Annotated in this window: 25 protein-coding genes and 2 tRNA genes; 21 read left to right on the top strand and 6 right to left on the bottom strand. The window is 72.7% G+C overall.

Annotation, left to right across the window (positions count from 1 at the left end):
- Positions 1-63: 63 nt before the first annotated feature.
- The 10 genes from ffh to E2C05_RS03425 all read left to right on the top strand — a co-directional run bounded on the left by ffh (position 64) and on the right by E2C05_RS03425 (position 7,216).
- Positions 64-1,461 (top strand): signal recognition particle protein, encoded by a 1,398-nt coding sequence (gene ffh, locus E2C05_RS03470; protein WP_133218206.1) that lies wholly within the window; start codon positions 64-66, stop codon positions 1,459-1,461.
- A gap of 32 nt (positions 1,462-1,493) precedes the next feature.
- Positions 1,494-1,829: a 30S ribosomal protein S16 gene (rpsP, locus tag E2C05_RS03465; RefSeq protein WP_133218205.1), complete on the top strand. Its 336-nt coding sequence runs from the start codon at positions 1,494-1,496 to the stop codon at positions 1,827-1,829.
- Positions 1,830-1,908: 79 nt separating this feature from the next.
- Positions 1,909-2,451: a ribosome maturation factor RimM gene (gene rimM / locus E2C05_RS03460; protein ID WP_240046546.1), complete on the top strand. Its 543-nt coding sequence runs from the start codon at positions 1,909-1,911 to the stop codon at positions 2,449-2,451.
- Entirely contained in the window at positions 2,448-3,185 is a 738-nt protein-coding gene (gene trmD / locus E2C05_RS03455) for a tRNA (guanosine(37)-N1)-methyltransferase TrmD (RefSeq protein WP_133218203.1), read from the top strand. Before rimM ends, trmD begins: the two co-directional genes overlap by 4 nt.
- 22 nt (positions 3,186-3,207) lie before the next feature.
- Complete coding sequence (gene rplS, locus E2C05_RS03450) at positions 3,208-3,648, top strand: 50S ribosomal protein L19 (protein WP_133218202.1); 441 nt, start codon at positions 3,208-3,210, stop codon at positions 3,646-3,648.
- Between the two features lie 47 nt (positions 3,649-3,695).
- On the top strand, positions 3,696-5,126 hold the full coding sequence (leuC, locus tag E2C05_RS03445; RefSeq protein WP_133218201.1) for a 3-isopropylmalate dehydratase large subunit: 1,431 nt from the start codon (positions 3,696-3,698) through the stop codon (positions 5,124-5,126).
- A gap of 1 nt (position 5,127) precedes the next feature.
- Positions 5,128-5,742 (top strand): 3-isopropylmalate dehydratase small subunit, encoded by a 615-nt coding sequence (leuD, locus tag E2C05_RS03440; protein WP_133218200.1) that lies wholly within the window; start codon positions 5,128-5,130, stop codon positions 5,740-5,742.
- 72 nt (positions 5,743-5,814) lie between these two features.
- The gene (gene leuB / locus E2C05_RS03435) at positions 5,815-6,930 is read left to right on the top strand and encodes a 3-isopropylmalate dehydrogenase (protein ID WP_133218199.1); all 1,116 of its coding nucleotides are present in this window, start codon (positions 5,815-5,817) and stop codon (positions 6,928-6,930) included.
- A 92-nt stretch (positions 6,931-7,022) separates the two neighbouring features.
- Positions 7,023-7,099 (top strand) — tRNA-Arg (locus E2C05_RS03430).
- A 40-nt stretch (positions 7,100-7,139) separates the two neighbouring features.
- A tRNA-Arg gene (locus E2C05_RS03425) sits at positions 7,140-7,216 on the top strand.
- Between the two features lie 151 nt (positions 7,217-7,367).
- Here the strand turns inward: E2C05_RS03425 and E2C05_RS03420 are convergent.
- The 4 genes from E2C05_RS03420 to E2C05_RS03405 are packed head-to-tail and all read right to left on the bottom strand — an operon-like array spanning position 7,368 to position 10,516.
- On the bottom strand, positions 7,368-8,324 hold the full coding sequence (locus E2C05_RS03420) for an ABC transporter ATP-binding protein (RefSeq protein WP_133218198.1): 957 nt from the start codon (positions 8,322-8,324) through the stop codon (positions 7,368-7,370).
- Positions 8,321-8,968, bottom strand: a complete 648-nt coding sequence (locus tag E2C05_RS03415; protein WP_133218197.1) for an ABC transporter permease subunit — start codon at positions 8,966-8,968, stop codon at positions 8,321-8,323. Before E2C05_RS03415 ends, E2C05_RS03420 begins: the two co-directional genes overlap by 4 nt.
- Before the next feature lie 27 nt (positions 8,969-8,995).
- The gene (locus E2C05_RS03410) at positions 8,996-9,613 is read right to left on the bottom strand and encodes an ABC transporter permease (protein WP_133218196.1); all 618 of its coding nucleotides are present in this window, start codon (positions 9,611-9,613) and stop codon (positions 8,996-8,998) included.
- Positions 9,614-9,616: 3 nt separating this feature from the next.
- The gene (locus E2C05_RS03405; protein ID WP_133218195.1) at positions 9,617-10,516 is read right to left on the bottom strand and encodes a glycine betaine ABC transporter substrate-binding protein; all 900 of its coding nucleotides are present in this window, start codon (positions 10,514-10,516) and stop codon (positions 9,617-9,619) included.
- 173 nt (positions 10,517-10,689) lie between these two features.
- Here E2C05_RS03405 and E2C05_RS03400 point away from each other — a divergent pair, with 173 nt between their 5' ends.
- The 4 genes from E2C05_RS03400 (at position 10,690) to E2C05_RS03390 (ending at position 13,813) form a co-directional block, all read left to right on the top strand.
- Complete coding sequence (locus E2C05_RS03400; protein ID WP_133218194.1) at positions 10,690-11,508, top strand: class II glutamine amidotransferase; 819 nt, start codon at positions 10,690-10,692, stop codon at positions 11,506-11,508.
- Positions 11,505-12,341 carry a uroporphyrinogen-III synthase gene (locus E2C05_RS03395; protein WP_133218193.1) on the top strand — a complete coding sequence of 279 codons (837 nt, stop codon included), beginning with the start codon at positions 11,505-11,507 and terminating at the stop codon, positions 12,339-12,341. The genes E2C05_RS03400 and E2C05_RS03395 overlap by 4 nt, the downstream gene beginning before the upstream one ends.
- Before the next feature lie 340 nt (positions 12,342-12,681).
- The gene (locus E2C05_RS32785; RefSeq protein WP_158291920.1) at positions 12,682-12,852 is read left to right on the top strand and encodes a hypothetical protein; all 171 of its coding nucleotides are present in this window, start codon (positions 12,682-12,684) and stop codon (positions 12,850-12,852) included.
- Positions 12,845-13,813: a Bug family tripartite tricarboxylate transporter substrate binding protein gene (locus tag E2C05_RS03390; RefSeq protein ID WP_133218192.1), complete on the top strand. Its 969-nt coding sequence runs from the start codon at positions 12,845-12,847 to the stop codon at positions 13,811-13,813. Before E2C05_RS32785 ends, E2C05_RS03390 begins: the two co-directional genes overlap by 8 nt.
- A gap of 83 nt (positions 13,814-13,896) precedes the next feature.
- Here the strand turns inward: E2C05_RS03390 and E2C05_RS03385 are convergent, their stop codons facing one another.
- A complete protein-coding gene (locus E2C05_RS03385; protein WP_133218191.1) occupies positions 13,897-14,394 on the bottom strand; it encodes a cupin domain-containing protein in 498 nt (165 codons plus the stop codon).
- Between the two features lie 106 nt (positions 14,395-14,500).
- The gene (gene cysK, locus E2C05_RS03380) at positions 14,501-15,514 is read right to left on the bottom strand and encodes a cysteine synthase A (protein ID WP_133218190.1); all 1,014 of its coding nucleotides are present in this window, start codon (positions 15,512-15,514) and stop codon (positions 14,501-14,503) included.
- 257 nt (positions 15,515-15,771) lie between these two features.
- Here cysK and E2C05_RS35085 point away from each other — a divergent pair, with 257 nt between their 5' ends.
- From E2C05_RS35085 to E2C05_RS03345, 7 genes are all read left to right on the top strand, one after another.
- Positions 15,772-17,874: an acetate--CoA ligase family protein gene (locus E2C05_RS35085; RefSeq protein ID WP_158291919.1), complete on the top strand. Its 2,103-nt coding sequence runs from the start codon at positions 15,772-15,774 to the stop codon at positions 17,872-17,874.
- Positions 17,871-18,836 (top strand): tripartite tricarboxylate transporter substrate binding protein, encoded by a 966-nt coding sequence (locus E2C05_RS03370; protein ID WP_133218188.1) that lies wholly within the window; start codon positions 17,871-17,873, stop codon positions 18,834-18,836. Before E2C05_RS35085 ends, E2C05_RS03370 begins: the two co-directional genes overlap by 4 nt.
- A complete protein-coding gene (locus E2C05_RS03365; protein ID WP_133218187.1) occupies positions 18,833-19,579 on the top strand; it encodes an enoyl-CoA hydratase/isomerase family protein in 747 nt (248 codons plus the stop codon). The genes E2C05_RS03370 and E2C05_RS03365 overlap by 4 nt, the downstream gene beginning before the upstream one ends.
- Before the next feature lie 132 nt (positions 19,580-19,711).
- The gene (locus E2C05_RS03360; protein WP_133218186.1) at positions 19,712-20,734 is read left to right on the top strand and encodes an extracellular solute-binding protein; all 1,023 of its coding nucleotides are present in this window, start codon (positions 19,712-19,714) and stop codon (positions 20,732-20,734) included.
- A 5-nt stretch (positions 20,735-20,739) separates the two neighbouring features.
- Positions 20,740-21,816, top strand: a complete 1,077-nt coding sequence (locus E2C05_RS03355) for an ABC transporter ATP-binding protein (protein WP_133218216.1) — start codon at positions 20,740-20,742, stop codon at positions 21,814-21,816.
- Entirely contained in the window at positions 21,813-22,679 is an 867-nt protein-coding gene (locus tag E2C05_RS03350) for an ABC transporter permease (protein WP_133218185.1), read from the top strand. The genes E2C05_RS03355 and E2C05_RS03350 overlap by 4 nt, the downstream gene beginning before the upstream one ends.
- Positions 22,679-23,470: an ABC transporter permease gene (locus E2C05_RS03345; protein WP_133218184.1), complete on the top strand. Its 792-nt coding sequence runs from the start codon at positions 22,679-22,681 to the stop codon at positions 23,468-23,470. The genes E2C05_RS03350 and E2C05_RS03345 overlap by 1 nt, the downstream gene beginning before the upstream one ends.
- Positions 23,471-23,514: the final 44 nt, after the last annotated feature.

Here is a 23,514-nt window from a genome sequence, read left to right as displayed (position 1 = left end):
CAGCGGCGCGTATCCTTTTGGGGGCATGCCAGCCCCCGCAACATGGGGGTTCAGCCAGGCCGCATGTTCGAGGCCCTGTCCAGCAAGCTGAACGGCGTCTTCGACCGCCTGCGCCGCCGCGGCGCGCTGTCGGAGACCGATGTGCAGGAGGCGCTGCGCGAGGTCCGCGTCGCGCTGCTGGAGGCCGACGTCGCCCTGCCGGTGGTCAAGGACCTGACCGCCCGGGTGCGCGAGCGCGCCGTGGGGCAGGAGGTGCTGAAGAGCGTCTCCCCCGCCCAGCAGGTCATCAAGATCGTCAACGACGCGCTGGTGGAAGCGCTCGGCGGCGGGGAGGGCGACACGGGCGCCCGCGGCCTCGACCTCAATGCCCCGGCCCCGGTCCCCGTGCTGATGGTCGGCCTGCAGGGCTCGGGCAAGACCACCACCTCCGGCAAGATCGCGCTCCGGCTCAAGACGCGCGAGAAGAAGAAGGTGCTGCTGGCCAGCCTCGACGTGCACCGGCCGGCGGCGCAGCTGCAGCTGGAGACGCTGGCGAAGCAGGTGGGCGTCACCTCCCTGCCGATCGTCGCCGGCCAGACCCCGCTGCAGATCGCCGAGCGCGCCATGGATGTGGCGCGGCGCGAGCTCTACGACGTGGTCGTGCTGGACACCGCCGGCCGCCTGGCGATCGACGAGGCGCTGATGGCCGAGGTCGCGCAGGTGAAGGCCTTCGCCCGGCCGCATGAGACGCTGCTGGTCGTCGATGCGATGACCGGCCAGGACGCGGTGAACACCGCCCGTGCCTTCCAGGAGAAGGTGGGCGTCACCGGCATCGTCATGACCCGCATCGACGGCGATGCCCGCGGCGGCGCGGCGCTGTCCATGCGGGCGGTGACGGGGGCGCCGATCAAGCTGCTCGGCGCCGGCGAGAAGCTCGACGCTCTCGAGGATTTCCACCCGGACCGCATCGCCGGCCGCATCCTCGGCATGGGCGACATCGTCTCCCTGGTGGAGCGCGCGGCCGAGACCATCGACAAGGACGAGGCCGAGAAGCTCGCGGCCCGGATGCAGAAGGGCCAGTTCAGCCTGGAGGACTATGCGTCCCAGCTGAAGCAGATCGGCAAGATGGGCTCGCTGTCGGGCATCCTCGGCATGCTGCCGGGGGTGGGCAAGATGAAGCAGCAGATCGAGGATGCGAACCTCGACAACAGCATGCTGAAGCGCCAGGCGGCGATCATCGGGTCGATGACTCCGAAGGAGCGCCGGACGCCCGACATCATCAAGGCGTCCCGGAAGAAGCGCATCGCCGCCGGCAGCGGCACCTCCGTGCAGGAGGTGAACAAGCTGCTGAAGAATTTCGACGACATGTCCGCGATGATGAAGAGGATGAACAAGCTCGGCCAGAAGGGGCTGATGCGGGGCGGCCTCGGCGCCCTGCTGCCCAAGGGGATGAACCTCCCCGGTGGCCGCAAGCCTTTCTAGACCTGCACAGACAGACGGAGTGACCTGAGACCATGGGCCTGAAGATCCGCCTCGCGCGCGCCGGCGCCAAGAAGCGCCCCTACTACCACATCGTGGTGGCCGACAGCCGCAGCCCGCGCGACGGCCGCTTCATCGAGAAGATCGGCCACTACAACCCGATGCTGCCCTCCGACCATGCCGAGCGCGTGCATCTGCAGGATGAGCGGGTGAGCCACTGGCTGGGCCAGGGCGCGGTGGCGACCGACCGCGTGGCGAAGTTCCTCGGCAAGGCCGGGCTGGCGCCGATGCCGGAATTCCGCGAGCAGCCGAAGAAGTCGGCGCCGAAGAAGAAGGCGCAGGAACGCGCCGCGGCCGCCGCGGCGGGCTGACGGAACGCCGCGCGGGCCGGGGGCGATGGGCGCAACGGCGCCCCGTCGCCAGGCCCCGCAGGAGACCGAGGAGCGGACGGTGGATCGGGCGGGCCGGACAAGGCGCATCCTGGTGGGGGAGATCGGGCGGCCGCACGGCGTGCGCGGCCTGGTGAAGCTGCGCAGCTTCACCGCCGATCCAGCCGCCATCGCGACCTATGGCCCGCTGACCGACGAGGCCGGTACGCGGCGCTTCGCCCTGACCCTGCTGCCGAACGGCGTGGCGCGGGTGGAGGGCGTGGCCGACCGCGACGCCGCCCAGCGCCTCACCGGCACCAGGCTTTTCGTCGACCGCGACCGCCTGCCGCCGGCCGAGGAGGAGGAATACTACCTCGCCGACCTGATCGGCCTGCGGGCGGAGACGGAAGCGGGCGAGAGCCTCGGCCAGGTGCGCGACGTCGAGGAGCATGGCGCCGGCGCCTTCCTGGTGCTGGACGGCCCGCCGGGGCACGGGAAGGAGCGGTTGCTGCCCTTCACCCGCGCCTGCGTGCCGGTGGTGGACATCGCCGGCGGCCGCGTCGTCGTCGCGCTGCCCGACGAGGTCGAGGTGCCGCCGCGGCCCGGCGAGGAGGAAGCGGCATGACCTGGCGCGCCTCCGTCGTCACCCTGTTCCCGGAGATGTTTCCCGGCCCGCTCGGCCAGTCCCTGGCCGGGAAGGGCCTGCGCGACGGCCGCTGGGCGATCGACACCCTCGACATCCGCGGCTTCGCCACGGACCGGCACCGGACGGTGGACGACACGCCCTTCGGCGGCGGCGCCGGCATGGTGATGCGGCCCGACGTGGTGGATGCGGCGCTGGCCGCGGCCGACGCCGCGGGGCCTGACCGGCCGGCGGTCTATCTGACGCCGCGCGGCCGGCCGCTGGACCAGGCGCTGGTGCGCGACCTCGCCGCCGGTCCGGGCGTCGTTCTGCTCTGCGGCCGCTACGAGGGCGTGGACCAGCGGGTGATCGAGGCGCGGGGCCTGATGGAGGTCTCCATCGGCGACTACGTCCTCTCGGGCGGCGAACCCGCCGCGCTGGTGCTGCTGGATGCCTGCATCCGGCTGCTGCCCGGCGTGATGGGCGCGGCCGAGAGCGCGGCGGAGGAGAGCCACGCCAACGGGTTGCTGGAATACCCGCACTATACCCGCCCGGCGGACTGGCAGGGGCGCGCGGTGCCGCCGGTGCTGCTCTCCGGCCACCATGCCGAGGTGGCGAAATGGCGCCAGACGGAGGCCGAGCGGGCGACGCGCGAGCGCCGCCCCGACCTCTGGGCGAAGCATGTGACGCATGACGCGGCGCCGGGGGCCATGGACGGCCGCCCGGCGGCTGACTAAAGATCAAGGAAAGGACCAGACCATGAACCTGCTCCAGCAGTTCGAGGCGGAACAGAAGTCCCGCCTCCTCGCCGCCCGCGCCGTGCCGGAATTCGGCCCGGGCGACACCGTCCGTGTGATGGTGAAGGTGGTGGAGGGCGAGCGCACCCGCACCCAGGCCTATGAGGGCGTGGTGATCGCCCGCAGCAACCGCGGCGTGAACAGCAACTTCACCGTCCGCAAGCTGAGCTATGGCGAGGGCGTGGAGCGCGTCTTCCCGCTCTACAGCCCCTCGATCGCCGAGATCGCGGTGGTGCGGCGCGGCAAGGTCCGGCGCGCGAAGCTGTATTACCTGCGCGGCCGCACCGGCAAGTCCGCCCGCATCCAAGAGCGGAGCACGAACCAGAACGCCGCCGCCGCCGCGAGCGCCGCGGCCGAGGGCGCGAAGGCCGCGCCGGAGCCGGCGGCCGAGCAGCAGGCGTAACGCAGGCGCCCCCGCGCGGGGCGCAGGGAACCAGGGTGGGACATCGCATGTCAGGGCAGCAGCCGCGCACATTGTTCGACAAGATCTGGGACGCCCATGTGGTGGAAACGCTCCCGGACGGCACGGCGCTTCTCTACATCGACCTCCATCTGACGCATGAGGTGACGACGCCGCAGGCCTTCGACGGGCTGCGGCAGGCCGGCCGCAAGCTGCGCCGGCCCGACCTGACCCTCGGCGTCATCGACCACAACATCGCCACCGACAGCAGCCGCTACACCGGCATCGTCGATCCCGAGAGCCGGGTGCAGGTCGAGACGCTGCAGCGGAATGCCGAGGAATTCGGCATGCCGCTGATCCCGCTGCTCGACAGGCGGCAGGGCATCGTCCACGTCATCGGGCCGGAACTCGGCCGCTCGCTGCCCGGCATGACGATCGTCTGCGGCGACAGCCACACCAGCACGCATGGCGCCATGGGCGCGCTGGCCTTCGGCATCGGCACGTCGGAGGTCGAGCATGTGCTGGCCACCCAGACGCTGCTGCAGAAGCCGGCCAAGAACATGCAGGTGCTGGTGGAAGGCACGCTGCCGGTCGGCTGCACCGCCAAGGACATCACCCTGGCGATCATCGGCAGGATTGGCACCGCCGGCGGCACCGGCCATGTGATCGAATACGCCGGCGACACCATCCGCGCGCTCGACATGGCCGGGCGGATGACGCTGTGCAACATGTCGATCGAGGGCGGGGCGCGGGCCGGCATGGTGGCGCCGGACGAGACCACCTTCGCCTATGTCCGCGGCCGGCCGATGGCCCCGAAGGGCGAGGCGCTGGAGCGCGCCATCGCATACTGGCGGACGCTGCCGACCGACCCGGGCGCGCATTTCGACACGGTGGTGAGGCTGGCGGCGCAGGACATCGCGCCGCAGGTCACCTGGGGCACCAGCCCGGAGGACGTGCTGCCGATCACCGGCATCGTCCCGAACCCGGAGGAGGCGGCGGACGAGGCGCGGCGGGAGCAGATGCGCCGCAAGCTGCAGTACATGGGGATCGAGGCCGGGCAGCGGCTGCAGGACCTGAAGGTGGACGTGGTCTTCGTCGGGTCCTGCACCAACAGCCGGATCGAGGACATCCGCGCCGCCGCCGCCATCGCCCGCGGCCGCCGCGTGGCCGACGGCGTGCGGGCCATGGTGGTGCCCGGCAGCGGCCTGGTGAAGGCGCAGGCCGAGGAGGAGGGGCTGGACCGCATCCTCCAGGAAGCCGGCTTCGAGTGGCGGGAGGCCGGCTGCTCCATGTGCCTCGGGATGAACCCGGACAAGCTGACGCCGGGCCAGCGCTGCGCCAGCACCAGCAACCGGAATTTCGAGGGCCGCCAGGGCCCCGGCGGCCGCACCCATCTGCTGTCGCCCGCGATGGCGGCGGCGGCGGCCATCGCCGGGCGGCTGGCCGATGTGCGCGACTTCCAGCCGAAGGGGGGCAACTGACATGCAGGCCTTCACCACCCTGACGGGCATCGCCGCGCCGCTGCCCAAGGCCAATGTGGACACGGACCAGATCATCCCGGCCCGCTTCCTGAAGTCCATCAGCCGCACCGGCTTCGGGAAGAACCTCTTCGCCAATTTCCGCTACCGGGAGGACGGGTCGGAGAACCCCGACTTCGTCCTGAACCAGGAGCCCTACCGCAAGGCCGAGATCCTCATCGCCTTCGAGAATTTCGGCTGCGGCTCCTCCCGCGAGCATGCGCCCTGGGCGCTGCTCGACTTCGGCATCCGCTGCGTCATCGCGCCGGACTTCGCCGACATCTTCCACAACAACAGCTTCAAGAACGGCGTCCTGCCGGTGAAGCTGCCGCGGGAGGTGTGCGAGCAGCTGGTGGAGGATGCCCGCATGGGCGGCAATGCCCGCCTCAGCGTGGACCTCGAACGCCAGGTGGTGGTGCGCCCGAACGGGGAGGAGATCCCCTTCCAGATCGATCCGCTGCGCCGCCACCTGCTGCTGAACGGCCTCGACGACATCGGCCAGACGATGCAGCACGCGCCGGCCATCGACGCCTATGAGGCGAAGCGGCAGGCGGCGCAGCCCTGGCTCGCCGGCGCCTAAGCATGTCGGCCCCATGTCCGCCGGACACCAGGGTTGGTGTGGCGGCTGGTGTCTGGCGGTAGGAGATCCATGATGCCCGCCAACAAGAAGCTTCTCGTCCTGCCCGGCGACGGCATCGGGCCGGAGGTGATGGGAGAAGTCCGCCGCGTCATCGACTGGATGGCGCATCGCCGCAGCCTGTCCTTCGAGATCGAGGAAGCGCTCGTCGGCGGCATCGCCATCGACGCGGTCGGCTCCCCCTGCCCGGACGAGACGGTGGCCAAGGCGCGCGCCGCCGATGCCGTGCTGTTCGGCAGCGTCGGCGGCCCGAAATGGGACAGCCTGCCCTTCGAGCAGCGGCCGGAGCTTGGCATCCTGCGGCTGCGCAAGGATCTGGGCCTCTTCGCCAATCTCCGCCCCGCTTTGGTGATGGACCCGCTGGTCGAGGCCTCCTCGCTGAAGGCCAACATCGTCCGCGGCGTCGACATCATGGTGGTGCGGGAGACGGTGGGCGGCGTGTATTTCGGTGAGCCGCGCGGCGTCGAGACGCTGCCGGACGGCCGCCGCCGCGGCTTCGACACGCAGGTCTATGTCGAGGACGAGATCGCCCGCGTCGCCCGCGTCGCCTTCGACCTAGCGCGCAAGCGCCGCAACAAGGTGACGTCGGTCGAGAAGGCCAATGTCATGCAGTCCGGCCGGCTCTGGCGCGCCGTGGTGGGCGAGGTGCACAAGGCCGAATACCCGGATGTCGAGCTCGAGAACATGTATGCCGACAACTGCGCCATGCAGCTCTGCAGCCGGCCGAAGCAGTTCGACGTCATCCTGGGCGACAACCTGTTCGGCGACGTGCTGTCGGACCTGGCGGCGGCGCTGACCGGCTCGCTCGGCATGCTGCCCTCGGCGACGCTCGGCGCGGTGGATGCCACCACCGGCAAGCGGCATGCGCTGTACGAGCCGATCCACGGCTCGGCCCCCGACATCGCCGGCAAGGGCATCGCCAATCCCTGCGCCCAGATGCTGTCCTTCGCCATGCTCCTGCGCTGGAGCTTCGGGCTGGAGGAGGATGCCAGGCTGCTGGAGACGGCGATCGAGAAGGTGCTGGCCGGCGGCCTGCGCACCGCCGACATCATGCAGCCCGGCATGGCCCGCATCGGCACCTCCGTGATGGGAGAGGCCGTAGTGCGGGAGTTGGAGAAGCTAGCGGCCTGACCGCCGCCCGACCGGCGCAGGGCGCGGGAGAAGGGGGTTGCGCGGCCGCGTCGCCTCCGCTATCTCGCCCGCCTCGCCGGAACACGGCATGCGCGCCCGTAGCTCAGCTGGATAGAGCACCAGACTACGAATCTGGGGGTCAGGAGTTCGAATCTCTTCGGGCGCGCCACTTTTCCCCCGACCTCGCCGCCGGTATCGTCGCCCCCCGGGCGCCCGTAGCTCAACTGGATAGAGCACCAGACTTCGGATCTGGGGGCTAGGGGTTCAAATCCTCTCGGGCGCGCCATGGCGCATCCCGCCCGGCGTCACGGCGCCGGCCGCCCTGCCCGCGGGCATGCCAGCGGCCCGGGCACGCCCTGCCGTCCGAACCGATGCCGGCGCCGTCGTCACTGCATCGCGGATCCGGCGCCGCCGCCACGGGCCGGCCGCACGCGCCCCTATGGCGATCCGGCCGGGCCGGCCGCGGCCGCCGACATCGGCGCGCCCGCCTCGGCCACCGCGTCCAGCGTCGCCACGCCGCCATCCGCCAGCGGCACCGCCTTGGTGCCGCGCGCCAGCAGCGCCGCCAGGGCATCGCGCAGGGACGCGCCGGGCGGCAGCGCCTCGCCCTCCGCCCTGCCCTCGCGCCGCGCCGCAACCGCCGGGAGGAGCGCCAGGCGCTTCAGCGCCCGGTCGCTGCCGAGGAACTCCGCCACGAAGCCATCGGCCGGCCGCGCCAGCATCTCCGCCGCCGGGGCATGCTGCGCCATGCGGCCGTCGCGCAGGACCGCAACGGCGTCGCCCAGGCGCACCGCCTCCTCCAGGTCATGCGTCACCACCAGCACGGTCTTGCGCAGCGTCTTCAGCAGGCGCAGCACCTCCTCCTGCAGGCGCCCCCGCACCACCGGGTCCACGGCGCCGAAGGGCTCGTCCATCAGCAGCACCGGCGGGTCGCCGGCCAGGGCCCGCGCCACGCCGACCCGCTGGCGCTCCCCGCCCGAAAGCTGGTGCGGGCGCCGCGCGGCGAAGCGCGCGGGGTCGAGGCCGGTGAGCGTCAGCACCTCCTCCACCCGCGCCTTGATGCGCGCATCGGCCCAGCCGAGCAGGCGCGGCACCGTCGCCACATTCTCCGCCACGCTGCGGTGCGGGAACAGCCCGACCTCCTGGATCACATAGCCGATGCCGCGGCGCAGCCGGACCGGGTCCTGCTTCAGCGCATCCTCCCCGGCGATGCGCAGCGACCCGCCGCTCGGCTCCACCAGGCGGTTGACCATGCGCAGGGTCGTGGTCTTGCCGGACCCGCTGGGGCCGATCAGGGCACAGCTCGTCCCTTCCGGCACGCTCAGCGTCACCTCGTCCACCGCCGCGCGGTCGGCGCCGGGCCAGCGCTTGGTCAGGCCCCGAAGCTCGATCATGCGCCCCCCATGCGTCTGGCCAGGTGCCGTTCCAGCAGGCCGAAGCCGGCTTCCGTCGCCAGCGCCAGCAGCGCGATCGCCACGGCGCCGACCAGCATCCGCCCGGTGTCCAGCAAGGCGAGGCCCTGCGTCACCAGGTCGCCAAGCCCGCCGCCGCCGATGAAGGTCGCCAGCGCCGCGGCCGAGACCACCTGCACCGCGGCGATGCGCAGCCCAGCGAAGACCAGCGGCGAAGCGAGCGGCAATTCCACCTGCAGCGCGCGCCGCACCGCCCCCATGCCCAGCCCGCGCGCCGCGTCCAGCGCCGCGCGGTCGGCGCCGCGCAGGCCGGTCACGGTGTTCACCAGCACCGGCGGCAGCGCCAGCAGGGCGAGGGCGAGGACGGAGGGCGTGAAGCCCACCCCCAGCAGCGGCAGCAGCGCCGCCAGCACGGCGAGGCTCGGGATGGTGCGCAGCGCGCCGGCGCCGGCGATGGCGGCCTCCGCCAGGCGCGGCCGGTGCGCGACGGCGACGCCGAGCGGCAGGGCGACGAGGATGCCGAGGCCGAGGCCGACCAGGGACAGCATCAGGTGGTCCCCGACCGCCCCCAGGAAGGTCAGCGGGTTCGCCGCCAGCCAGCCCGCCGCGCCCGCCAGGGCCTCCATCACGCGCGGACCCTCATGCGCCGGCCATCATGCGGCCGCCGGCAGGCGGCGCTGCACCGCGCCCAGCGTGGCATCCAGCGCCAGGGCCATCACCGCGACCAGGCCGGCGCCGACCAGGATCTTCTCGGTATGGCCCTGGTCGAGCCCGGTCAGGATGAGCGTCCCCAGGCCGCCGGCGCTGATATAGGCAGCGACCGTCGCGGCGGAGACCAGCGTGACCGAGGCGACCCGCAACCCGCCCAGCAGCGCCGGCAGGGCGAGCGGGATCTCCACCCGCCAGAGCCGCTGCCAGCGCGTCAGCCCCATGCCGTCCGCGGCATCCAGCACCGCCGGCGGCAGGGATGCCAGGCCGGCGACCAGTGCCCGCAGCAGGATCGGCACGGCATAGGTGACCAGCGCGACCAGCGCCGGACGGAAGCCGAGGCCGAGCACCGGCAGCAGCAGGGCGAACAGCGCGAGCGTCGGCAGCGAATACAGGACGGAGGCGGTGCCGAGCACAGCGGCCCGCGCCCCCGGCCGCCGCGCCACCCACAGCCCCAGCGGCAGCGCCACCAGCAGCGACAGCGCCAGCGCGGCGGCGACGAGGCCGAGATGCCCGAGCACCGCCGCCCAGATCAGGTCGAGGTTGCGGAAGGTCCAGCGCATCCGTCAGGCGAGGCCCTTCGCCCGCAGGAAGCGCGCCGCGACCTCGCGCGGCTCCTCGCCATCCTGGTCGACCTGCCGGTTCAGCTCCTGCATCACCGGGTTGTCGAGCATCGCGCCGATGCGGACCAGTGGCGCGGCCAGCTCCGGCCAGTCCCGCAGCGCCGTCTGCCGCACCACGGCGGCAAGCTGGTAGGGCGGCCAGAGCCGCCTGTCGTCCTCCATCACCCGGTAGCCGCCGACGGCGATCTGCCAGTCGGTGGAATAGGCGTTCACCACATCCGCCTGGCCATGCTGCAGGGCGGCGTAGCGCAGGCCGAGGGCGGCGAATTGCCGGAAGCGGCGGAACTCCATGCCATACACGCGACGCAGGCCGGGCAATCCGTCGGCGCGGTCGGCGAATTCGTTGCCGGCGGCCAGCGTCAGTTGCGGCGCGGCGCGGGCGAGGTCGGACAGGGTCGTCAGGCCGTGCCGCTGCGCGGTGCGCGGCAGGACCAGCAGGGCATTGCCGTTGTCGACGCCGCTGGGGTCCAGCCAAGTCAGGTTGAACTGCGCCTCGTAGCCGGTGCGGACCTTGGCGAGCACCTCGGCGGCCGAGCCGTCCGGCGGCTGCTTCAGCACGACGCCCAGGCCGGTGCCGGTGTATTCGGGATAGAGGTCGATCTCGCCGGTGGTGAGCGCGCGATGGGCGATGGCGGTGCCGCCCAGGTTCACCCGCCGCTCCACCCGCGCCCCGGCGCGCTCCAGCCCCTGGGCGAAGAGCTCGGCGACGACGAATTGCTCGGTGAAATTCTTCGAGCCGACGCGCAGCAGCGGCGCGGCCCCGGCCGGCCGCGCGAGGAGCGTGGGCAGGGCGAGCAGCCCGCGCCGTCCGATCGCCCCCGCGATGCCGCCCCGCGCCGTCATTCCGCCAGCCTAGCGCATCGGCCGCGCCGGCGGGCAAGCCCCCGACACGCGATCGTGCCGGCCGCATCCCGGCCCCCGGGGCGGGGCAGCGGATCGCGGGCCGGGCGGGGGCGCACCATGTCGTGCCGCCCCGGCGTTCACCGAAGCGGGCAAACCGGTCTAGGCTGCCAGCCATGTGCGAATTGCTGGGCATGAGCGCCAATGTCCCCACCGACATCGCCTTCAGCTTCGCCGGGCTGATGCGGCGGGGCGGCCAGACCGGGCCGCATGCCGATGGCTGGGGCATCACCTTCTACGAGGACAAGGGCTGCCGCGCCTTCCACGACCCGCGCCCCGCCGCGCGGTCCGACGTCGCGGAATTCGTCCGCAGCCATCCCATCAAGTCCAACATCGTGCTCTGCCACATCCGCCGGGCCAATCGCGGCCGGGTGGCGCTGGAGAACACCCATCCCTTCCAGCGGGAGCTCTGGGGCCGGCCCTGGTCCTTCGCGCATAACGGCCAGCTGCGCGGGGTGAAGCGCTGGCCGCTCGGCGCCCATGCGCCGATTGGGACGACGGACAGCGAGCACGCCTTCTGCTGGCTGATGGACGCGCTGCGCGCCCGCTTCGCCCGCCCGCCTTCGGACCGCGACCTGGCGGCGGCGGTGCAGGACCTGGCCGGGCAGCTCGCCGGTCTCGGCGTCTTCAACATGCTGCTCTCGGACGGGCGCAGCCTGTTCTGCCATTGCAGCAACCGCCTTGCCTGGCTGACCCGCCGCGCCCCCTTCGGCCCGGCGACGCTGGTGGACGAGGACCTGACGGTGGATTTCGCGCGGGAGACGACGCCGGGCGACGTGGTGACGGTGGTCGCCACCCGGCCGCTGACGCGTGACGAGGCGTGGACGGTGATGGAACCCGGCAGCTGCGTGGTGTTCCGTCAGGGTGAGGCGGTGCCGCTGCCGGCGCGGCGGGCGCCGCGGCGCGTGGCGGCGGTGAGGGGGATGGCGGCATGAGCGGAGCAGCGGGCGGCGCCCTCGCCGGCAAGCGCGTGATGGTGCCGGAGACGCGGGAGCTGGAGGTGCTGGCGCGCATGCTGGAACGCCATGGCGCGGAGGCGTTGCGCTGCCCGCTGGTCGCCATCATCGACGCGCCCGACCCGGCGCCCATCGAGGCCTGGCTGCGCCGCTTCATCGCCACCCCGCCCGACGACCTGATCCTGCTGACCGGCGAGGGCCTGTCCCGCCTGCAGGGCGTGGCGCAGCGGGCGGGGATCGAGGACGGGTTCCTCGCCGCGCTGCGCGGCGTGCGCCGCATCGTGCGCGGGCCGAAGCCGCAGGCGCGGCTGCGGGCGGTGGGGCTGGGGGCCGATCTCTCGGCCGCCGAGCCGACCACGGCGGGCGTCATCGAGACGCTGCGGGCCGAGGATCTGCACGGCCGCCGCGTCGGCGTGCAACTCTACCCCGACAACCCGAATGCGGCGCTGCTGGACTTCCTGCGCGGCGCCGGCGCCATGCCCGACCCGATCCTGCCCTATGCCTATGCGTCCAAGGAGGACGATGCGCGGGTGCTGGCGATGCTGGAGGACATGGCGGCCGGGCGCGTGGACCTGGCGGTGTTCACCTCCACCCCGCAGGTGCGGCGCCTGTCCCAGCTTGCCGTGCCGGACCGGCTGCGGGCGGCGCTGGCGGCGACGCGCATCGCCGCGGTCGGCCCGGTGGTCGGCCAGGCGCTGGAAGCGGCCGGCGCCAGGGTGGCGGTGATGCCGGAGGACAGCTTCCACATGAAGCCGATGGTGAATGCCATCCTGGCCGCCATCGGCACGCCTGGATCGGGCGAAGCGGCATAATCGCCTTTCTCATTCGTTGATCTTATTGACTCGCTCGATCCAAGCGTGAAATATCCGCGGCGGTGGCGACCCCTGGGTCGCCCGCCGACGGAGATCCATGCCATGCCCCGGCCCCTGGCCGCCGGCGCGGTCCCCGCCCGCCTCCTGCCGGGCGGCATCCGCGCTACCTGTCCGCGCTGATCGCCGCGCCGCCCGGCGCCGCCAATCCATGCCATCCTCGTCGCCTCGCAGGCCGGCCCATGCCGGCGAAGGACCAGCCATGTCCGCCATCCTGCCGAACCCTTCCCCGCCACCGGCCGCGGCCCGCGCCTGGCCGCAGCGAGCCTAGGGGCGGCGCGCCATGTCGATCGCCCTGCTGCCGGGCCTTGCCGCCCTGCCGGTCGAGGCCCTGGTGCCGGCCAGCCTCGCCGCCCTCCTCCTCCTGGCGGCCGCGGCCGGCCCGGCCGAGCCGCCGCCGGCGGAGGAGCACATCTCCGCCGCCCTGCTCGCCGCCCTCTATGGCCATGTCTGAGCCGCTGCCCCGCCGCGCCCTGCTCGGGGCGGCGCTGGGCCTGGCGGCGGTGGGCAGCGCCCATGCGCAGGCCTGGCCGGACCGGGCGATCCGCCTGGTCGTCCCCGTCTCGCCCGGGGGCAGCGTCGATCCGCTGGCGCGGCTCATCGCCCGCCACCTGGCGGAGTCGCTGGGCCAGCCGGTGGTGGTGGAGAACCATGCCGGCGCCGGCGGCAACATCGCCTTCGAGATGGTGGCGCGCGCCCGGCCGGACGGGCACACGCTGCTGGTCGGCTGGGACAGCCTGGCGATCAACCCGGCGCTCTATCCGCGGGTGGGCTACGACCCGATCCGCGACTTCGTCCCCATCATCCAGACGGTGCGGACGGCGCAGTTGCTGGTGGTGCGTCCATCGCTGCCGGCGACGACGGTGGACGAATTCCTGGCGCTGGCGCGGCGCGGGCCGCTGACGCTCGGCTCCCCCGGCAATGGCAGCATCGGCCACCTGGCGGCGGAATTGCTGAAGCGCCGCGCCGGCGCGGAATGGACGCATGTGCCCTATCGCGGCGGCGGGCCGGCACTGGCCGACCTGATAGCCGGGCATCTCGACGCCGTGTTCCTGACCCTGCCGGCGGCGACCGAGCATGTGCGGGCCGGCCGGCTGCGGGCGCTGGCGGTCAGCACCACGGCGCGCGCCCCGGCCCTGCCGGCGGTGCCGACGCTGGCCGAAAGCGGCCTGCCCGGCTTCGAGGTGACGTCCTGGCAGGGGCTGCTGGCGCCGGCGGGCACGGACCCGGCCATCATCGCCCGGTTGAATGCCGAAACGGCGCGGATCCTGGCGCTGCCGGAGGTGGCGGCGCAGCTTGCGGCCCAGGGGTTCGAGCCGGCGGGCGGCCCGCCCGCGGCGCTGGCCACACGCCTTGCGGAGGATGTGCCCCGCTGGCCGGAGGTCGTGAAACTCGCGGGCGCCCGGCTCGATTGAGCCTGTGACGCCGCCCGCGGGCGGAGTTCGATGTTTCCTCCCCAGACTGGGCCGGGACCGCAAGGCTCCGGCCCGATTTTTTTTCAGACGCCGCCGGTCTTGTGGATCGGGTCGATCCAGAGGACTTCCTCCGGCTTCTCCACCGGCTCGATGTCGAGATTGACCACCACCGCCTCGTTGTCGCTGCGCACCAGGACGCAGCACAGGGTCTCGTCCGTGCTGGCGTTGATCTCCTGGTGCGGGACATAGGGCGGGACGAAGATGAAGTCGCCCGGCCCGGCCTCGGCGACGAATTCCAGCTTCTCCCCCCAGCGCATGCGGGCACGGCCGGAGACGATGTAGATCACGCTTTCCAGCGCGCCGTGATGATGCGCGCCGGTCTTGGCGTTGGGGTGGATATGCACCGTCCCGGCCCAGATCTTCTGGGCGCCGACGCGGGCGGCGTTGATGGCGGCGGCGCGGTTCATGCCGGGCGTCTGCGCCGTGTTGGTGTCCAGCTGGTCGCCCGGGATGACGCGGACGCCGCTGTGCTTCCAGCCATCGGGCGGCGCGTCGTGGCTGTGGTGCCCATCATGCGGCATGGCGGTCCTACCTTCGTGGTGAGTCGGTTGCTGCCGGCGTCCCGGCGTCATGACCTAGAGAGACAGATGGGGGTGCGGGGGAATACCTTCCCCCGCGTCCTGGCTGTCAAAGCCCCGCGAACAGCTCGGTGGACAGATACCGCTCCGCGAAGCTGGGCGCGATGCCGACCACCAGCCCCACCCCCGTCTCGGACGCCACCTGCAGCGCGGCGTGCAGCATGGCGCCGGAGGAGATGCCGACCGGCAGGCCTTCCATCTGGGCACAGCGGCGGGCGGCGGCGATGGCGTCGCGCTCGCTGACGCGCAGCACCGCGTCCAGCCGGTCGAGGTCGAGCACCGCCGGCTTGAAGCCGGCGCCGATGCCCTGGATGCCATGCGGGCCGGGCTCGTCGCCGGACAGCACGGCGCTCTCGGTCGGCTCCACCCCGATGACGCGCAGGCCGGGCTTGCGCGGCTTCAGGGCGCGGGCGATGCCGGTGAGCGTCCCGCCGGTGCCGACGCCGCCGATCACCACATCCACCGCGCCGGCGGTGTCGGCCCAGATCTCCTCGGCCGTGGTGGCGGCGTGGATGTCGGGGTTGGACGGGTTGTCGAACTGCTTCGGCATCCAGGCGCCCGGGGTGGCGGCGACGATCGCCTCGGCCCGGGCGATGGCGCCGGCCATGCCGCGGCGGGCCGGGGTCAGCTCGATCTCGCCGCCCATCAGCCGGATCATCTTCCGGCGCTCGATGCTGGCGCCGTCCGGCATCACCACGACCAGGCGGTAGCCCTTGGCGGCGGCGACGAAGGCGAGCGCTATGCCGGTATTGCCGGAGGTCGGCTCCACCAGCGTCGAACGGCCGGGGGCGATGAGCCCCTCGCGCTCCGCCGCCTCGACCATCGCCAGGCCGATGCGGTCCTTCACCGAGCCCAGCGGGTTGAAGAATTCCAGCTTGATCGCGAGGTCGGCGACGAGGCCATCCGCCGCCCTCAACCGGTTCAGCCGGACCAGCGGGGTGGAGCCGACGATGTCCAGCACGCTGTCATAGATCCGGCCATGGGCGGGCAAGGGCTCGGTCCCGTGCAGGTCGGGCTCGGGGCGGGGGGCACGGCGGGGGAGGGAGCGGGCGGCGTCCGGCATGATGCTGGCATATCACCCTTCGGCGCGGTGGTTCAGGGGGCCGGATGGCCAAAAATGCGCCGCATGGCGCAACCGCGGGCGACCGGTGGGGCCTGGGCCGGGCAATCCGCCAGGCGGATGCTGGCCCCGGCGATGCGCCGCATGGGCGATCCGCCGTCGGATGCGGCCGCGGCTCACGCCGGGGGCCGCCCGGCCGATGGGCGGTAGCCGGGCCGCGGCACGGCGTGCCAAGCTTCCCGCGGGGGAACGACCAAGCCATGCCGCCATCGCCGCCGGACCGGATCCCGCTTGCGCGCATCGTCAGCCCGCGCTCGGTCGCCGTCATCGGCGCGTCCGACGACGTGGGCAAGTTCGGCGGCCGGGTGATCCACTACCTCATCAAGCATGGCTATGGCGGCCGCCTGCTGCCGATCAACCCGAACCGCCCCGCGATCCGCGGCCTGCCGGCCTTCCCCGGCATCGCCGCCGCGCCCGGGCCGGTGGATGTGGCGATCCTGGCGGTGCCGGTCGGGCTGCTGCTGCGGGAGATCGAGGCCTGCGCCGAAGCCGGCGTTGGCGCCTGCATCGTCATCACCGGCAAGCTGGCCGATGCGGGGGCGGAGGGCGCGGCGATCGAGGCGCGCGCCGTCGCAGCCGCGCGCGCCGCCGGCATGCGGCTGGTCGGGCCCAATTGCCTCGGCATCTTCAATGTCACGGATGGGGCGATGCTCTCCTCCTCCCTGGCGCTGGAGGTCGAAACGGTGCGCGCCGGCGGCATCGGCATGGTCAGCCAGTCCGGCGCGCTGATGGGCACGCTGGTCTCGCTGGGGCACCGGCATGACGCGGGGTTCAGCCGCTGCGTCTCGGTCGGCAACCAGGCCGACCTGGAGCTGTGCGATGTCCTGGAGTTCCTGATCGAGGACGCCGCCACAAGCGTCATCACCCTGTATGTCGAGGGGCTGAAGGACCCGGCGCGCTTCGCCCCGCTGCTGCTGCGGGCGCGGGCGGCGGGCAAGCCGGTGCTCTGCGTGAAGGCCGGGCGCAGCGAGGCGGGGGCGCAGGCGGCGCGCAGCCACACCGCCAGCCTGGCCGGCAGCCATGCCGCCTTCGCCGCGCTCTGCCGCGATGCCGGCGCGGTGCTGCTGGACGACCCGGCGGCGATGGTGCTGGCAGCGGATGCGCTGGACCGGCTGCCGCGCCTGCCGCGGGCGGGGATGGGCGTGGCGGTGGTCGCGTCCTCCGGCGGCAGCACCGTGACCACCACCGACATGCTGGCGGACTACGGCCTGCGGCTGGGCGAGATGGGCGCGGCGACGCGGGCGGAACTGCGCCGCTGGATGCCGGAGAGCCATGTCCACCTGCCGCTCGACACCGGCAGCTTCAACGACGGCACCAGCGAGGATGGCCTGGCCGCCTGCATCGGCGCCTTCCTGCGCGACGACGACATCGGGTCGGTGATCGTGCCGATGACCACGCAGCCGGCCATGGCGGCGCGGGCGGCGATGCTGCCGCCGCTGGCGCGGGAGGGCGGGCGGCCGCTGCTCTATGTCATGATGGCGGGCGAGGTGGGCGATGCGGCGCGCGCGCGCCTGCGGGCGGCGGAGTTCCCCTTCTACGACCACGCCGCCCAGGCGCTGGCGGTGCAGCGCGCGCTGGAGCAGGAGGCGCAGGGCCGTGGCCGCGCCGTCCTGCCCCCGCCGGCACGCCCGCCCGGCCTGGCGCTGCCCGCAGCCCTGCCGCAGGGCGCGCTGACCGAGGCGGAGGCCAAGCGCCTGGTCGCGGCCTTTGGCATCCCGGTGACGCGCGAGGCCCTGGCGACGACCGCCGGGGACGCGGTGGCGGCGGCGGAGGCGATCGGCTTCCCGGTGGCGATGAAGGGCGTCAGCCGCGCCGTGGTGCACAAGAGCGACCTGGGCCTCGTGAAGCTGAACCTGGCCGATGCCGACGCGGTCCGCGCCGCCCATGCCGCGCTGCTCGCCGCGCCGGTCCCGCTGGAGGGCGTGCTGGTGCAGGAGATGGCGCGCGGCGCGGCGGAGCTGATCCTGGGCGCGCGGCACGAACCGGGCCTCGGCCCCTTCGTGCTGGTCGGCAGCGGCGGGATCTGGGTGGAGGTGCTGCGCGACGTGCAGCTGGCGCCGGCGCCGCTGCGGCCCGAGGACGCGCGCGCCATGCTGCGGCGCCTGGCGATCTGGCCGGTGCTGGCAGGCGCGCGCGGCCGCCCGGCGCTGGACACGGAAGCGGCGGCGGAAGCGCTGGTGCGGCTCTCCTGGCTCGCCGCCGATCTGGGGGAGCGGCTGGTGGAGCTGGACCTGAACCCGATCCTGCTGCGCGCGGCGGGCGAGGGCTGCATCGCGGTGGACGGGAGGGCGACGCTGGCATGAACCGGAGAGGCATCCTGCTGGGCGCGCTGGCCGCCCCCGCCATCGCCCGCGCACAGGGCGGCCCATCCGCCCCTTGGCCGCAGCGGACCGTCACGCTCATCGTCCCCTATCCGCCGGGCGGCAGCACCGACAACGTCTCCCGCCCCATCCAGCAGCCGCTGGGCGCGGCGCTGGGCCAGTCCGTGGTGCTGGAGAATCGCGGCGGCGCCGGCGGCAGCATCGGCGCGGCGGCGGTCGCCCAGGCGCGGCCGGACGGCTACACGCTGCTGGTCTTCCCCACCGCCATCATGACCATCAGCCCGCATCTCATGCGGCTGCCCTACGACCCGCAGCGGGACTTCACGCCCATCGCCATGCTGGCGATCAGCGAGGCGGTGGTGGCGATGCATCCTTCCGTGCCCGTCCGCAGCATCCAGGACCTGGTCGCCTATGCGAAGGAACGACCGGGCCGGCTGCGCTTCAGCAGCGCCGGCAACGGCACCATCACCCAGATGATCGGCGAGATCTTCGCGCACAGCGTGGGCATCCGTCTGGAGCACGTGCCCTATCGCGGCTCCGCCCCCGCCCATACCGCGCTGCTGGCCGGCGAGGTCGAACTGCAATTCGACCCGGTGGCCACGCCCTCGGTCAAGGATGGCCGCATCATCGGCCTGGCCACCACCGGCGAGCGCCGCAGCGCCGAGCTGCCCAACCTGCCGACGCTGCGGGAACTGGGGATGTATGGCGAGGGCGGGCAGGCCTTCTTCGGCCTGGCCGGGCCCGCCGGCCTGCCGCCCGAGATCACGGCAAGGCTGGTCGCGGCGCTGGAGCCGGTGCTGGCGCTGCCGGAGGTGGCGCGCGCCATGGCGCCGGTCGGGCTGCGGCCGAGCTTCGAGGCGGGCGAGACCTTCGCCCGGCGCATCGCGCAGGACCGGGCGATCTTCGCCGAGGCGGTCCGCAGGACGGGAGCACGGGTCGAATGAGCTACGAGCATGTCGCGGTGACCAGGGACGGGCCGGTCACCATCGTCTCCCTCAACCGGCCCGAGAAGGGAAACGCCATCTCGAAGCGGATGGCGGAGGAGGTGCAGGCGGCCATGACCGCCTTCGCCGCCGACGACGCGCAGCGCGCGGCGGTGCTGACCGCGGCTGGCACCAAGGCCTTCTCCTTCGGCGCCGATGTGACGGAGCCGCCCGAGCTTTGGCGCGCCGTGCCGAATGTGGGCTGGCAGACCGACAAGCCGCTGATCGCGGCGCTGGAGGGCTGGTGCATCGGCGGCGCGCTGGTGCTGGCCATGATGGCCGACCTGGCGGTCTGCGGCAGCCGCGCGAAATTCTACTACCCCGAGGCGAAGCTGGGCCTGACCGGCGGCATGATCGCGGCGCTGCCCAGCCGCATCCCGCACAAGATCGCCATGGAGCTGATGCTGCTCTGCCGGGTGATCGAGGCCGAGCGGGCCGAGCGCGTCGGCCTGGTGAACGAGGTGGTGCCGGAGGGCGAGGCACTGGCGAAGGCGGTGGAGTGGGGCAAGGCGATGGCCGGCTTCGCCCCGCTGGTGACCGGCAACCTGAAGCGCATGGTGCTGGACCACATCCTGCCGCGCGGCCCGTCCGAGCAATGGGCGCGGCACGGCGCGACGCTGGCCTCCATCCGCGAGTCCGAGGATTTCAGGGAAGGCAGCGCCGCCTTCCGGGAGAAGCGGACGCCGGAATTCCGCGGGAGATAGGCCGCGGCCTGCCACGCGCTTGGGCAGCGCGGCCAAGGCTTGGGCAGGGCATGGTGTGCATCTGCCCCTGGTGACGAAGGCACGCGGCTTGCTCACGCCCTGTCGTCCGAGTGTCACACGGAGGGGACCCCGATGCTGATCCGCCCGACGCGGCGCGCCCTGCTGGGCGGCGCCGCGCTGCTTGCCACGCCCGGCGTCCTGCGCGCCCAGACGCCGGAGATCTTCGTGGGCGGCCCCGCCTCCCCCGGCCTGACCGACATCCTCTTCCCGCGGATCGAGCGCAAGCACGGCTTCAAGATCCTGTTCGAGGGCACCAACAGCCTCATCAACCTCGAGAAGATCCGCAGCAACCGCGCCCGCCCGACCATGACGGTGACGATGATGGACGACCCCGTCCTCATCCTCGGCGAGCGGGAGGGGCTGCTGGAGCCGCTGCGGGGCAAGGCGATCCCCAACCTGGCCGATGTGCAGGCCGAGGCGAAGCCGCGCGACAGCATGTGGGCGAACTGGTGCTTCCCCGCGGCGTCCATCAGCTACCAGACGCAGAACGTGAAGCCGGCCCCGACCTCCTATGCCGAGGTCTGGGACAGGAAGTACCGCGAGAAGGTCATCCTGATCTCCATGCGCATCACCCAGGCGGTGGTGCCGCTGCTGGCCGCCGCGCATCTCGCCACCGGCAAGCCGCTGGCGGAATGCCTGCGCGTCGCCGACGAGGGTTTTTCCAAGTTGCGTGAGCTGCGGCCGAACATCCTGCAGATCACGACCAATCCGCCGCAGGCGCAGCAGCTGCACGAGAGCGGCGAGGTGGACCTGTTCCTCTCGCCCGACAGCCGCACCACGCTGTTCCGCAAGAGCCAGCGCGCGCCGGTGGACCTGGCCTTCCCGAAGGAGGGCACGGTCGCCATGCCGGCCGGCGTCGCCCTGGTGAAGGGCGGCCCGAACCAGGCGCTGGGCGAGAAATTCATCAACGAGCTGCTGGACCCGGAGACCCAGGCGCTGGTCGCCGGCACCTTCTTCTCCAAGCCGACCAACACCAAGGCGGTGGCGCCCGCCGGGCTGAACCTGCCCGACCTGGTGGTGCTGGACTGGGAATACTTCGCCGACAACCGCAACCGCTGGATCGAGCGCTTCGAGCGGGAGATCAGCGCGCGGTGACGGGGATGGCGGCGCTGCAGCAGGCCGGGCACCTGACCGTCGCCGGCGCCAGCAAGCGCTTCGGCGCCGCGCTGGTGCTGGACGACCTGTCGTTGGCGGTGGCGAAGGGGGAGTTCGTCTCCCTCCTCGGCCCCTCCGGCTGCGGGAAGACCACGCTGCTGCGCTGCATCGCCGGGCTGCTGCGGCCGGATGCCGGGCATATCAGCGTGGCCGGCCGCGACATCACCACCCTGCCGGCGCACAGGCGCAATGTCGGCGTGGTGTTCCAGAACTACGCGCTCTTCCCGCACCTGACCGTGGCCGAGAACATCGCTTTCGGCCTGCGCGCCCAGGGCGTTTCGAAGTCCGAGTCGGCGCCGCGCGTGGCCGAGGCGCTGGCGCTGGTGCGCATGACGGAACATGCCGGCAAGCCCGTCACGGCGCTGTCCGGCGGGCAGCAGCAGCGCGTGGCGGTGGCGCGGGCGCTGGTGGTCCGCCCCTCCCTGCTGCTGCTGGACGAGCCCTTCAGCGCGCTGGACCGCAAGCTGCGGGAGACCATGCAGGTCGAGCTCAAGCACCTGCTGCGGGAGGTCGGCATCACCGCCATCTTCGTGACGCACGACCAGGAGGAGGCGCTGGTCGTCTCCGACCGCATCGCGGTCATGAATGCCGGGCGGATCGAGCAGCTGGCCGACCCGGCGACGCTGTATGGCCGCCCCGCCTCGCTCTACGTGCTGGATTTCGTCGGCCAGTCCACCCGGCTGGCCGGGCAGGTGACGGAGGCCGCGGGCGGCATGCTGGCGGTGCAGACCGCGCTGGGGCCGGTCCGCGCGCCCGGGCAATTCGCACCCGGCAGCCGCGTGGTGGTGGCGGTGCGGCCGGAAGCGGTGGTGCTGGGCGAGGCGGCGGAGAACCGCATCGCGGCGCGGGTGCGGGAAGTCTCCTTCCTCGGCTCCCGCACGCAACTGCACCTGGACCTGCCGGAGGAGGGCGAGGACCGCGGCGTGGTGGAACTGCCACGCCTGCCGGAGGGCATCGGCCCCGGCAGCGCCGTGACCCTCGCCTTCCGCGAGGCCGACACCATGGTCTTTCCCGCGCCATGAGCGCGACCGCCCTCGCCGCCCCCGCCACGCCGGCGCCGGCCCGCCGGCTGGACCCGCTGGCCCTGCTGGCGCTGCCGGGCCTCGCCTTCCTCGGCGTGGTGTTCCTGCTGCCGCTGCTGCTGCTGCTGTGGTCCTCCATCCGCGGGGCGGAGGGGTTCTCCCTGCAGGGCTATGTCCGGGTGCTGGGCGACCCCTACTATGTCGGCGTCATCGGCGCATCGCTGCAGCTTGGCCTGGTGACGACGCTGGGCGCGCTGCTGCTGGGCTACCCCGCCGCCTTCGCCCTGGCGCGCGCGAAGGGCGGCTGGCAGGTGCTGCTGTTCGCCCTGGTCTTCCTGCCGCTCACCGTCTCCATCATCGTGAAGTCCTTCGGCTGGGGCATCGTGCTGCGGCGTGACGGCATCCTGAACTGGGCCATGCTCAACCTCGGCCTGATCGAACGCCCGGTCCGGATGATCTTCACCGAGGGCGCGCTCTATGCCGGCATGATCAATGTCTTCCTGCCCTTCATGGTGCTGCCGATCTACTCCGTGGTGCGGATGATGGACCCGCGGCTGCCGGATGCGGCGGCGACCCTCGGCGCCTCCCCCTGGTTCCGCTTCACCCGCGTGACGCTGCCGCTGTCGCTGCCCGGCGTGGTGGCGGGCGTGTCGCTGGTGTTCTCCCTGGCCGTCGCCGCCTATGTCACGCCGTCCCTGCTGATGGGCGACCGCTACATGACCATGTCCATGGTCATGGCGAAGGCCTTCCTCAACCTGCGGGACTGGCAGCTGGGCGCGGCCATGGCCGCGGTGCTGCTGGCGGTCGCGGCCTTCGTGGTGGTCGGCGCGTCCGTGCTGCAGCGCCGGCTGGGGGGGCGGTGATGGAGCGCCTCGGCCTCGGCATCGCCTGGACCGCGCTGGTCCTCGTCATCCTGTTCCTGCTGCTGCCGATCGTCGTCGTCATCCCGGTCTCCTTCACCGAGGCGACGGTCTTCCGCTTCCCGCCCGAGGGCTTTTCCCTGCAGTGGTACGCCAAGATCCGCAACGTGGACGGGCTGCTGGGCGCGCTCTGGCTCTCGGCCCGGATCGCGGCGCTGGCCACCGCGCTCTCCCTGCTGCTGGGCACGCTCTGCGCCATCGCGCTGGTGCGCGGGGCGGTGCCGGGGGCGGCGGCGATCACGACCTTCATGGTCTCGCCGCTCATGCTGCCGGGGCTGGTGCTGGGCATCGCCCTGCTGCAGGCGGCGCGGGAGGTGGGGCTGCGCGACGCCTGGTGGTCCCTGCTGCTGGCGCATGTCGTCATCACCATGCCCTTCGTCATGCGCACGGTGCTGGGCAGCCTGTCGCTGTTCGACTTCGCCATGGTGGATGCGGCCCGCACCCTCGGCTGCAGCTACCCCGTCGCGCTGTGGCGCGTGCTGGTCCCCAACATCCTGCCCGGCTTCGTCTCGGGCGCGCTCTTCGCCTTCATCGCCAGCTTCGACAACTACCCCGTCTCCATGTTCCTGGTGGATGTGCGGACCAAGACCCTGCCCATACAACTGCTGAACTACCTGGAGATCAGCCCCGACCCGACGCTGGCGGCCGTCAGCACCGGGCTGATCGGGCTGACCGTGCTGGTGCTGATCCTCTGCGATCGGCTGGTCGGGTTGCGGCGGATGGCGTCGATCTGAGGATCGGTTGCAAGCGCGGTTGACAGCGCAACCCTGTCCTGCGG

The sequence above is a fragment of the Paracraurococcus ruber genome, from assembly GCF_004353985.1.
GTDB classification, from domain to species: domain Bacteria; phylum Pseudomonadota; class Alphaproteobacteria; order Acetobacterales; family Acetobacteraceae; genus Paracraurococcus; species Paracraurococcus ruber.
Note: the sequence above shows the minus strand (reverse complement) of the source record. Positions and strands in the feature narration are given on the sequence as shown.

Excerpts from the sequence above, each read along its gene's own strand:
- ffh (WP_133218206.1), top strand. The coding sequence starts at position 64 with ATGTTCGAGGCCCTGTCCAGCAAGCTGAACGGCGTCTTCGACCGCCTG.
- rpsP (WP_133218205.1), top strand. The coding sequence starts at position 1,494 with ATGGGCCTGAAGATCCGCCTCGCGCGCGCCGGCGCCAAGAAGCGCCCC.
- trmD (WP_133218203.1), top strand. The coding sequence starts at position 2,448 with ATGACCTGGCGCGCCTCCGTCGTCACCCTGTTCCCGGAGATGTTTCCC.
- rplS (WP_133218202.1), top strand. The coding sequence starts at position 3,208 with ATGAACCTGCTCCAGCAGTTCGAGGCGGAACAGAAGTCCCGCCTCCTC.
- leuC (WP_133218201.1), top strand. The coding sequence starts at position 3,696 with ATGTCAGGGCAGCAGCCGCGCACATTGTTCGACAAGATCTGGGACGCC.
- leuD (WP_133218200.1), top strand. The coding sequence starts at position 5,128 with ATGCAGGCCTTCACCACCCTGACGGGCATCGCCGCGCCGCTGCCCAAG.
- leuB (WP_133218199.1), top strand. The coding sequence starts at position 5,815 with ATGCCCGCCAACAAGAAGCTTCTCGTCCTGCCCGGCGACGGCATCGGG.
- E2C05_RS03420 (WP_133218198.1), bottom strand. The coding sequence starts at position 8,324 with ATGATCGAGCTTCGGGGCCTGACCAAGCGCTGGCCCGGCGCCGACCGC.
- E2C05_RS03415 (WP_133218197.1), bottom strand. The coding sequence starts at position 8,968 with ATGGAGGCCCTGGCGGGCGCGGCGGGCTGGCTGGCGGCGAACCCGCTG.
- E2C05_RS03410 (WP_133218196.1), bottom strand. The coding sequence starts at position 9,613 with ATGCGCTGGACCTTCCGCAACCTCGACCTGATCTGGGCGGCGGTGCTC.
- E2C05_RS03405 (WP_133218195.1), bottom strand. The coding sequence starts at position 10,516 with ATGACGGCGCGGGGCGGCATCGCGGGGGCGATCGGACGGCGCGGGCTG.
- E2C05_RS03400 (WP_133218194.1), top strand. The coding sequence starts at position 10,690 with ATGTGCGAATTGCTGGGCATGAGCGCCAATGTCCCCACCGACATCGCC.
- E2C05_RS03395 (WP_133218193.1), top strand. The coding sequence starts at position 11,505 with ATGAGCGGAGCAGCGGGCGGCGCCCTCGCCGGCAAGCGCGTGATGGTG.
- E2C05_RS32785 (WP_158291920.1), top strand. The coding sequence starts at position 12,682 with ATGTCGATCGCCCTGCTGCCGGGCCTTGCCGCCCTGCCGGTCGAGGCC.
- E2C05_RS03390 (WP_133218192.1), top strand. The coding sequence starts at position 12,845 with ATGTCTGAGCCGCTGCCCCGCCGCGCCCTGCTCGGGGCGGCGCTGGGC.
- E2C05_RS03385 (WP_133218191.1), bottom strand. The coding sequence starts at position 14,394 with ATGCCGCATGATGGGCACCACAGCCACGACGCGCCGCCCGATGGCTGG.
- cysK (WP_133218190.1), bottom strand. The coding sequence starts at position 15,514 with ATGCCGGACGCCGCCCGCTCCCTCCCCCGCCGTGCCCCCCGCCCCGAG.
- E2C05_RS35085 (WP_158291919.1), top strand. The coding sequence starts at position 15,772 with ATGCCGCCATCGCCGCCGGACCGGATCCCGCTTGCGCGCATCGTCAGC.
- E2C05_RS03370 (WP_133218188.1), top strand. The coding sequence starts at position 17,871 with ATGAACCGGAGAGGCATCCTGCTGGGCGCGCTGGCCGCCCCCGCCATC.
- E2C05_RS03365 (WP_133218187.1), top strand. The coding sequence starts at position 18,833 with ATGAGCTACGAGCATGTCGCGGTGACCAGGGACGGGCCGGTCACCATC.
- E2C05_RS03360 (WP_133218186.1), top strand. The coding sequence starts at position 19,712 with ATGCTGATCCGCCCGACGCGGCGCGCCCTGCTGGGCGGCGCCGCGCTG.
- E2C05_RS03355 (WP_133218216.1), top strand. The coding sequence starts at position 20,740 with ATGGCGGCGCTGCAGCAGGCCGGGCACCTGACCGTCGCCGGCGCCAGC.
- E2C05_RS03350 (WP_133218185.1), top strand. The coding sequence starts at position 21,813 with ATGAGCGCGACCGCCCTCGCCGCCCCCGCCACGCCGGCGCCGGCCCGC.
- E2C05_RS03345 (WP_133218184.1), top strand. The coding sequence starts at position 22,679 with ATGGAGCGCCTCGGCCTCGGCATCGCCTGGACCGCGCTGGTCCTCGTC.